The 7,993-nt window shown below is 63.7% G+C and carries 10 protein-coding genes; 4 read left to right on the top strand and 6 right to left on the bottom strand.

The genetic code is table 11. The features are described 5' to 3' along the window. On the bottom strand, window positions 1-464 hold a 464-nt coding region (locus VKM35_RS08580), incomplete at its 3' end, for a response regulator transcription factor (protein ID WP_324320415.1). 126 nt (window positions 465-590) lie between these two features. On the opposite strand from VKM35_RS08580, the gene VKM35_RS08585 reads away from it, so the two are divergent. Beyond that, on the top strand, window positions 591-941 hold the full coding sequence (locus tag VKM35_RS08585) for a DMT family protein (protein ID WP_324320417.1): 351 nt from the start codon (window positions 591-593) through the stop codon (window positions 939-941). A 94-nt stretch (window positions 942-1,035) separates the two neighbouring features. Here the strand turns inward: VKM35_RS08585 and VKM35_RS08590 are convergent, their stop codons facing one another. After that, the gene (locus tag VKM35_RS08590) at window positions 1,036-1,338 is read right to left on the bottom strand and encodes a DUF962 domain-containing protein (protein ID WP_324320419.1); all 303 of its coding nucleotides are present in this window, start codon (window positions 1,336-1,338) and stop codon (window positions 1,036-1,038) included. 130 nt (window positions 1,339-1,468) lie between these two features. Between VKM35_RS08590 and VKM35_RS08595 the strand changes: the two genes are divergently transcribed. Beyond that, window positions 1,469-3,541, top strand: coding sequence for a carbon starvation CstA family protein (locus VKM35_RS08595; RefSeq protein ID WP_324320421.1), 2,073 nt, complete (start codon window positions 1,469-1,471; stop codon window positions 3,539-3,541). Window position 3,542: 1 nt separating this feature from the next. Further along, complete coding sequence (locus VKM35_RS08600; protein ID WP_324320422.1) at window positions 3,543-3,746, top strand: YbdD/YjiX family protein; 204 nt, start codon at window positions 3,543-3,545, stop codon at window positions 3,744-3,746. Window positions 3,747-3,845: 99 nt separating this feature from the next. Here VKM35_RS08600 and mazG read toward each other — a convergent pair whose 3' ends face one another. Genes mazG through nudE form a run of 4 tightly spaced genes read right to left on the bottom strand, consistent with a single transcriptional unit; the run spans window position 3,846 to window position 6,440 of the window. Beyond that, window positions 3,846-4,658, bottom strand: a complete 813-nt coding sequence (gene mazG, locus VKM35_RS08605; protein ID WP_324320424.1) for a nucleoside triphosphate pyrophosphohydrolase — start codon at window positions 4,656-4,658, stop codon at window positions 3,846-3,848. A 26-nt stretch (window positions 4,659-4,684) separates the two neighbouring features. Further along, the gene (locus VKM35_RS08610; protein WP_324320426.1) at window positions 4,685-5,104 is read right to left on the bottom strand and encodes a hypothetical protein; all 420 of its coding nucleotides are present in this window, start codon (window positions 5,102-5,104) and stop codon (window positions 4,685-4,687) included. Then, entirely contained in the window at window positions 5,104-5,898 is a 795-nt protein-coding gene (gene cysQ / locus VKM35_RS08615) for a 3'(2'),5'-bisphosphate nucleotidase CysQ (protein WP_324320428.1), read from the bottom strand. Before cysQ ends, VKM35_RS08610 begins: the two co-directional genes overlap by 1 nt. Next, complete coding sequence (gene nudE, locus VKM35_RS08620) at window positions 5,895-6,440, bottom strand: ADP compounds hydrolase NudE (RefSeq protein ID WP_324320430.1); 546 nt, start codon at window positions 6,438-6,440, stop codon at window positions 5,895-5,897. The genes cysQ and nudE overlap by 4 nt, the downstream gene beginning before the upstream one ends. 71 nt (window positions 6,441-6,511) lie before the next feature. On the opposite strand from nudE, the gene VKM35_RS08625 reads away from it, so the two are divergent. Then, window positions 6,512-7,861: an adenosylmethionine--8-amino-7-oxononanoate transaminase gene (locus VKM35_RS08625; protein ID WP_324320433.1), complete on the top strand. Its 1,350-nt coding sequence runs from the start codon at window positions 6,512-6,514 to the stop codon at window positions 7,859-7,861. Window positions 7,862-7,993: the final 132 nt, after the last annotated feature.

A 7,993-nucleotide genomic window follows, 5' to 3' on the forward strand; every position in this document is an offset into this window, starting at 1 on the left:
CGGCCCTCGCGGGTCACGCGCAGGCTGGCGGTGTCGAGCACGAGGTCGGCGATCTTCAGCACCTCGGCGCTCACCTGGCGACGATCGCGGCGGATCAGCGCGCGCACGCGCGCCTCGAGTTCCTGGATCGCAAAGGGTTTCACCAGATAATCGTCGGCGCCGGCATCGAGGCCATTGACCTTGTCGGCGAGCGTGTCGCGCGCGGTCAGCATCAGCACCGGCGTGGATTTTTTCGCTTCGTTGCGCAGCTTGCGACAGACCTCGATGCCATCCAGGCGCGGCAGCATCAGGTCGAGCACGATCACGTCGTAGCTGTTGTCGGCGGCGAGCCGGTAACCGTCGACACCATCACCGGCGTAGTCGACGCCGAAACCTTTCGACTCCAGGTATTCGCCGACCATCTCGGAAAGATTTCGGTTGTCTTCCACCAACAGGATCAGGCCAGAGGGATCGTCGCGTCGCATGGCACACCTCGGGAGTCGGAAGTATCTTCAGGTTTGTGAAAATACAACGGGCCGGGGTGATATCCCCGTGAACGCAGCCGGCCGCCGACGCATTAGCATGACTGTCTGCCCGCTCCGGATGCCGCCATGCCCACCACGCTCTCGTCCTATCTCCTGCCGATCGTGCTGCTGATCGGATCGAACGTGTTCATGACGATGGCCTGGTATGGGCATCTGAAATTCACCGACAAACCGCTGTGGGCGGTGGTGCTGGTCAGCTGGGGCATCGCATTTTTCGAATACTGCCTGCAGGTCCCGGCCAATCGCATGGGCCATCTGGTCTACAGCGCACCGCAGCTCAAGGGCATGCAGGAAGTGATCACGCTGGTCGTGTTCGCCGGGTTTTCGGTCTGGTATCTCGGCGAGCCGATGAAATGGAATCACGTCGCCGGCTTCGTGCTGATCGTGATCGCCGCCTGGTTGATTTTCCTCGAGTGACTTTCGCCCGTAGGAACCAGCTTGCTGGCGACAAATCTACGCAGGCAATCCCATACCCGGTCGCCAGCAAGCTGGCTCCTACGAAGAGAGCGGATCAAAACCGGATCTTGCCGGTCAGCAGGTCCTTGTACATCACCCAGTCGCCGGCGAAGGAATAGAACGGATGCCGGAAGGTCGCCGGCTTGTTCTTCTCGAAAAAGAAATGCCCGATCCAGGCGAAGCCGTAGCCGCAGAACAGCGCCGCCAGCAGCCACCAGGGATTGCCGGTAACCACCAGCGCCACCACGCAGCCGATCACCAGCGATGAGCCGATGAAATGCAGGCGCCGGCAGGTGCGGTCGCTGTGTTCGGAAAGATAATAGGGATAGAAATCGCTGAAGCTGGCGAACTGGCTCATGGCGCAGGCCTGCAAGGTGACATGAGCGATTGTTGGCCAGCGCCGCGACGACGGCAATAGGCCGCGGAGGTTGACCGCGCTGCGGCCAACGGCGACGCTTGCCGCAGTGCTGCTCCCGGGGAGGGAATCCATGACACGTGCGTCACGACTGTTCGGCCATCTCGGCTGGATCGCGCTCGCCTTGCTCGGCGCCGGCAGCCTGGCCGTGCTGGCCCTGCATCGCGGCGAAAGCGTCAATGCCGTCTGGCTGATCGCCAGCACCATCGCCACGCTGGCGATTTCCTATCGTTTTTACAGCCGCTTCCTCGCCGATCGCGTACTGCAACTCGATGCGACTCGCGCAACGCCGGCGCTGCGTCGCAACGATGGCCTCGATTACGTGCCCACCGATCGCTGGGTCGCGTTCGGCCATCACTTCGCGGCGATCGCCGGCGCCGGCCCGCTGGTCGGCCCGGTGCTCGCTGCGCAGATGGGTTATCTGCCCGGCACGCTGTGGATCCTGATTGGCGTGGTTCTCGCCGGTGCCGTGCAGGACATGCTGGTGCTGTTTTTCTCGGTGCGTCGCGACGGCCGTTCGCTGGGCGAGATGATCCGCAGCGAAATGGGCAACGCCGCCGGCGTGATCGCGATGATCGGCATCCTGATGATCGTGATCATCCTGCTCGCCGTGCTCGCGCTGGTGGTGGTGAAGGCTCTCGCACAAAGTCCCTGGGGCACGTTCACCGTGGCGATGACGATTCCTATCGCCGTGCTGATGGGCCTCACGCTGCGCTATCTGCGCCCCGGTCGCATTCTCGAAGTCTCGGCGCTGGGCCTTGTGCTTTTGTTCGCGGCGATCTGGGCCGGTGGCGTGGTCGCCGCTGATCCACACTGGGCGGCGCTGTTCACGCTGGACGCGAAAACGCTGGCCTGGTTGTTGATCGCCTACGGCTTCATCGCGGCGGTGTTGCCGGTCTGGCTGCTGCTCGCACCGCGCGACTATCTTTCGACCTTCCTGAAAATCGGCACCGTGCTGCTGCTCGCCGTCGCGGTATTCATCGCGCTGCCGGACCTGCACATGCCAGCGCTTACGCGTTTCGTCGACGGCAGTGGGCCGGTGTTCTCCGGCTCGTTGTTTCCTTTCCTGTTCATCACCATCGCCTGCGGTTCGGTCTCCGGCTTCCATGCGCTCGTCGCCTCGGGCACGACGCCAAAACTGCTGGCCGACGAACAACAGGTTCGGCTGATCGGTTACGGCGGCATGTTGATGGAAGGTTTCGTCGCGATCACCGCATTGGTGGCGGCGTGTGCGCTGGATCCGGGCCTGTATTTCGCGATGAACTCGCCCGCCGCGCTGATCGGCACCGATGCGGTGCACGCCGCATCGACGATCAGCAGCTGGGGCTTCCTGATCACACCCGAACAGATCACCGGGGCCGCGCAGCAGATCGGTGAAACCAGCCTGCTCTCGCGCACCGGCGGCGCGCCGACGCTTGCGGTGGGCATGGCGCAGATTCTGCACGGCCTGATTCCCGGCCAAGGCATGCTCGCGTTCTGGTATCACTACGCGATTCTGTTCGAAGCACTGTTCATCCTCACCACCGTCGATGCCGGCACACGCGTCGCGCGCTTCCTGATCCAGGATCTCGCCGGCATGGCCTATGCGCCGTTGCAGCGCACGGATTCCTGGGCCGCGAACCTGTTCGCCACCGGCATCGCCGTGACTGGCTGGGGCTATTTCCTGATCCAGGGCGTGAGCGATCCACTGGGCGGCATCAATTCGCTGTGGCCGCTGTTCGGTATCGCCAACCAGATGCTCGCGGCGATCGCACTCACCTTCTGCTGCGCCGTGCTGGTGAAGATGAAACGCGAGCGCTACCTCTGGGTCGCGCTGCTACCGACGCTATGGCTGCTGGTGTGCACGCTCACCGCCGGCTGGCAGAAACTCTTCCATGCCGACCCGCATATCGGCTTCCTCGCAGCAGCGAAGAAGTTCGGCGACGCCGCCGCGCGCGGCGAGATACTGGCGCCGGCGAAAAATATCGCCGACATGCAGCGCATCGTCGGCAACAACCAGGTCGATGCCGTGCTCTGCGTGTTGTTCATCGCGGTGATGCTGGCTGTGGTCGTGCTGGGCCTGCACACGATCCTGCGCGCGCGTCGCGAGCAGCAGGCCTGCGCCTGCGAAACGCCTTACGTCGGCGTCGCCGGGCTGGAGCATTGAGATGACCGCACTGGTATCGCGCGTGTCCGGACTCTGTCGAAAAATCGCACAGACCGCGCGCCTCGCCTGCGGCGTCCCCGACTACGACAACTACCTGCGGCACATGCGCGAGCAACACCCGCAGACGCCACCGATGACCCACGAACAATTCTTCGCCAACCGCCTGCAGGCCCGCTACCGCCCTGGCAGCTCGCGCTGCTGCTGAAAATTCGTCACAACCGTAGGAGCCAGCTTGCTGGCAAGCCTACCCCGGCAGCAACTATCCCAAGCTCACCTGCTTGCGTGGATCAAGCTGGCTGCTACGTCAGCGTTTCTTAGCGGATTTCTCTTCCGCCTTCGCGCGATTCCAGTACGCGTCCTGGTCGTCCAGCGACAGCGTCGACAAATCCACGCCCTCGGCCTGCGCCAACACTTCCATGCGCCGATAGCGGCGCTCGAACTTGGCGTTCGCGCGACGCAGCGCGCCACCGAAATCCACCTTGCCGTGGCGTGCAAGATTGGCGACGACGAACAGCACGTCGCCAATCTCGTCCTCCAGCGCCTCGTGGCCGACGCCCTCGCGGAATTCCGCGCGCACTTCCTCGATTTCCTCGTGCAGCTTGTCGAACACCGGCTCGACGCTCGGCCAATCGAAGCCGACGGCCGCTGCGCGCTTCTGCAATTTCGTCGCACGCTGCCACTCGGGCAGACCGCGGGCAATACCGGCGAGCGCGCTGGTGTCGGCACCATGGTGCGCTTCGCGCTCGCGGCGCTTGCCCGCTTCCCAGAGCGCGGTCTGCGTTTCCGCATCCGCGACGCTCACCCCCGCGAACACATGCGGATGCCGCCGCACCATCTTGTCGCAGATCGCCGCGACCACGTCCGCGAACGCAAAGTGCCCTGCCTCCTCGGCCATACGCGAATGGAACACGACCTGCAGCAGCAGATCGCCGAGCTCGTCCTTGAGATCGACCATGTCGCCGCGATCGATCGCATCCACCACTTCGTAGGCTTCTTCGATCGTGTACGGCGCGACCGTGGAAAAATCCTGCTTCACGTCCCAGGGGCAGCCCGTCGCGGGATCGCGCAGGCGCTCCATGATTTGCAAGAGCGTACTGATGTCGTCATTTCCATTCATTGTTTCGGCTCGCGAAGACATCAAACTCAAATCGCCGGCAACGAAGCGATCATTGCACCTGGAACCGCACATACGGCAAACACCGCTATGACATCCATCATGGTTACTGCAGACCCATGCAAGAAAAACAGGGACACCAGAAACAGCTGGCCAGCCAACCCGGACCAAAGCGCAGCAAGACAAACCGGCGTGATCGCATTCCGTGACCACAATGGGATGCGACATTGCTTGCGGAAGGCAAGCATCTCGAAACCAGCCGAGGATCCGAAGAGCACCAGCGCAACAACCGACCCAACAATCGAGCCGACATGCCAATCACGATAGACGACAGCGTAGCTCCCGAAGCAAATCGCGCCGCTGACGGCAGATCCAATGATCCATCTCAACCCGGAATAGGAAATGCGGCGAACAAGATCGTCGACCCGGAACTCTCTGTTCGAACCCATCAAAGCTGGTCCGTTAGCCAGTCGCTCCACGGCAAGTCGCCATCGCCCAACGCAATGAAATCCGGATTGAGCAACGAATCTTTCGTGTTGTAGGAAAGCACGCTGCCATCCAGGCGTAGCACCACGCCGCCCGCGGCTTCCAATACCGCCTGACCGGCGGCGGTATCCCATTCCGAGGTCGGGCCGAAACGCGGATAGATATCGAGGCGACCTTCGGCGAGGCGGCAGAATTTCAGCGACGAGCCCAGGCCCAGCGTCTGCACTTCGCCCATGCGCTCGATCGCGGCGGCGGTGCGTGCGTCCATATGCGAGCGACTCGCAGCCACGCGCAACGGCGCGAGCGCTGGGCGCCGCGCCATTACCGGCACGTCGCTGCCGCCATCGCGCACGAAGGCGCCGACGCCACGCAGGCCGTAAAGCATTTCGTCCAGCGCCGGCGCGTAGACCACGCCGAAGACAGACACGCCGTCCTCGATCAGCGCGATGTTGACGGTGAACTCGCCGTTCTTCTTGACGAATTCGCGCGTGCCATCGAGCGGATCGACCAGCCAGTAGCGACGCCATTGCCGGCGCACTTCCCAGCCGATCGACGCCGACTCTTCCGACAGCACCGGCACGTCCGGTGTGAGCACGGCCAGGCCATCGACGATGAGGTGATGCGCGGCCATGTCGGCGGCGGTCAACGGTGACAGGTCCTGTTTGTGCTCGACCGCGAAATCCTGCGCATAGATCGCCATGATCGCGGCGCCGGCCTCGCGCGCCAGCCGCAGTACCGCTTGGTGATCGATGCTCATGCGCGGTTCGCCAATATTTCGCGCACGATGAACATGCCCGCCAGCGAGCGGCCTTCCGAACAATCCTCGCGCAACACCAGTTCGTGCAAGGCGTCGAGTTTCCACGGCACGATTTCCAGCTCCTCGGGTTCGTCGCCGGGCAAGCGTTCGGGATACAGATCCTCGGCGAGCACGAGCTGGATTTCGTGGGTCATGTAGCCCGGTGCGAGCGTGATCGAACGCAGATGGGTGAGCTTGCGCGCGCCGAAACCGGTTTCTTCCTTGAGCTCGCGATTGGCCGCCTCGAGGATGCCTTCGCCGGCATCCATGCGACCCTTGGGCAGACCGAGTTCGTAGCGATGCACGCCGGCGGCGTATTCGCGGATCAGCAGGATCGTACCCGGCTCGGGAATCGCCGCGATCATCACCGCGCCATGGCCGCGGCTCTTCAGGCGCTCGTAGCGCCGGCGCTCGCCGTTGGAAAATTCGAGATCGAGGGTTTCGCGGCGATAGCCGCCGGACTCAACCTCTTCACGTGCATGGATCAGCGGCAGCGTCGGCATCACGCTGCTCCTGCAGCAGCCGTCCGGCTGCGGGAATGGACAGGACAGCGATTGGTCGGGATCATGGGCGCATGGCGGAAAATGAAATCAATGCGCGGATGCTAGCAGAGGCCGACGACATGCGGACGCGCGATCTGGCCGTGCTCTGGCACCCGTGCACGCAGATGGCCGAACACCCCAACACCCTGCCGCTGCTGCCGATCCGGCGCGGCCGCGGCGTCTGGCTGGAAGGTGTCGATGGCCGGCGCTATCTCGATGCGGTCAGCTCCTGGTGGACCAATCTATTCGGCCACGGCGAGGTGCGGATTGCCGAAGCGATCGGCCGGCAGGCGCTGGAACTGGAGCACGTGATCTACGCCGGTTTCTCGCACGAACCCGGCCTGCTGCTGGCGGAAAAACTGCTGGCACTGGCGCCGTCGGGACTGGCGCGCGTGTTCTATGCCGACAACGGATCGGCGGCGATCGAAGTCGCGTTGAAGATGAGTTTCCACAGCTTCCTCAATCGCGGCGACACCCGGCGCAAGAAGTTCATCGCTTTGCGCAACGGCTATCACGGCGAAACCATCGGCGCGCTGTCGATGGGCGATATCCCGCTGTATCGCCGCGTGTACGCGCCGCTGCTGCTCGAGCCGATATTCGCGCCGTCCCCGGATGCTTTCGACACCGCGCCCGGCGAAAGCCCCGAAGCTTTTGCGCTGCGCCGCGCCAATGAGCTGGAAGCGATCTTCGCCGCGCACGAAGGCGAGATCTGCGCATTGATTCTGGAGCCGCTGGTGCAATGCGCCGGCGGCATGCGCATGCATCATCCAGCCTACGTGCGCCGCGCGCGCGAAATCTGCGATCGTCACGGCGCGCACTTGATCGCCGACGAGATCGCCGTCGGCTTCGGCCGCACCGGCACGATGTTCGCCTGCGAACAGGCCGGCATCAGTCCGGATTTTCTCTGTCTGTCGAAAGGCCTGACCGGCGGCTTCATGCCGATGTCGGCGGTGCTGACCACCGCGCATGTCTACGAAGCATTTCTTGACGATAGCCGCGAGCGCGCCTTCCTGCATTCGCATAGCTACACCGGAAATCCGCTGGGTTGCGCGGCGGCGCTGGCATCGCTGTCGATCTTTGCATCGGAGCCGGTGCTGGCGCGCAATCGCGAAACCGCAAAGCGCATGGCCGCGCTCGCGGCGCCGTTCGCCGCGCATCCGGAAGTACTGGATGTGCGCCAGACCGGGATGATCCTCGCGATCGAAATGAAGCCATCCGATCGCCGCGGCCTGAAGGCCTATGTTTCCGGTTTGCGCAACGGCGTCGTTTTGCGACCCCTCGGCGACGTGCTGTACTGGATGCCGCCTTATTGCATCGACGACGAAGAACTGCAGCACCTCGCCCGCGGCACCACCGCCGCCATCGAAGAGGCCACGACCTGATGCGCATCCTTCGCAGCTTCGTCGAACTTCCGCTCGCGATCGGGCAACGTTTCGCGCTGCCGGAAGCGGCGAGCGCGCACCTGGTGAAAGTGTTGCGCCTGCAGGCGGGCGCCGCCTGCGTATTGTTCAACG

It is taken from the genome of Arenimonas sp., assembly GCF_035312645.1.
Classification (GTDB): domain Bacteria; phylum Pseudomonadota; class Gammaproteobacteria; order Xanthomonadales; family Xanthomonadaceae; genus Arenimonas.

Excerpts from the sequence above, each read along its gene's own strand:
- VKM35_RS08585 (WP_324320417.1), top strand. The coding sequence starts at position 591 with ATGCCCACCACGCTCTCGTCCTATCTCCTGCCGATCGTGCTGCTGATC.
- VKM35_RS08590 (WP_324320419.1), bottom strand. The coding sequence starts at position 1,338 with ATGAGCCAGTTCGCCAGCTTCAGCGATTTCTATCCCTATTATCTTTCC.
- VKM35_RS08595 (WP_324320421.1), top strand. The coding sequence starts at position 1,469 with ATGACACGTGCGTCACGACTGTTCGGCCATCTCGGCTGGATCGCGCTC.
- VKM35_RS08600 (WP_324320422.1), top strand. The coding sequence starts at position 3,543 with ATGACCGCACTGGTATCGCGCGTGTCCGGACTCTGTCGAAAAATCGCA.
- mazG (WP_324320424.1), bottom strand. The coding sequence starts at position 4,658 with ATGAATGGAAATGACGACATCAGTACGCTCTTGCAAATCATGGAGCGC.
- VKM35_RS08610 (WP_324320426.1), bottom strand. The coding sequence starts at position 5,104 with ATGGGTTCGAACAGAGAGTTCCGGGTCGACGATCTTGTTCGCCGCATT.
- cysQ (WP_324320428.1), bottom strand. The coding sequence starts at position 5,898 with ATGAGCATCGATCACCAAGCGGTACTGCGGCTGGCGCGCGAGGCCGGC.
- nudE (WP_324320430.1), bottom strand. The coding sequence starts at position 6,440 with ATGCCGACGCTGCCGCTGATCCATGCACGTGAAGAGGTTGAGTCCGGC.
- VKM35_RS08625 (WP_324320433.1), top strand. The coding sequence starts at position 6,512 with ATGGCGGAAAATGAAATCAATGCGCGGATGCTAGCAGAGGCCGACGAC.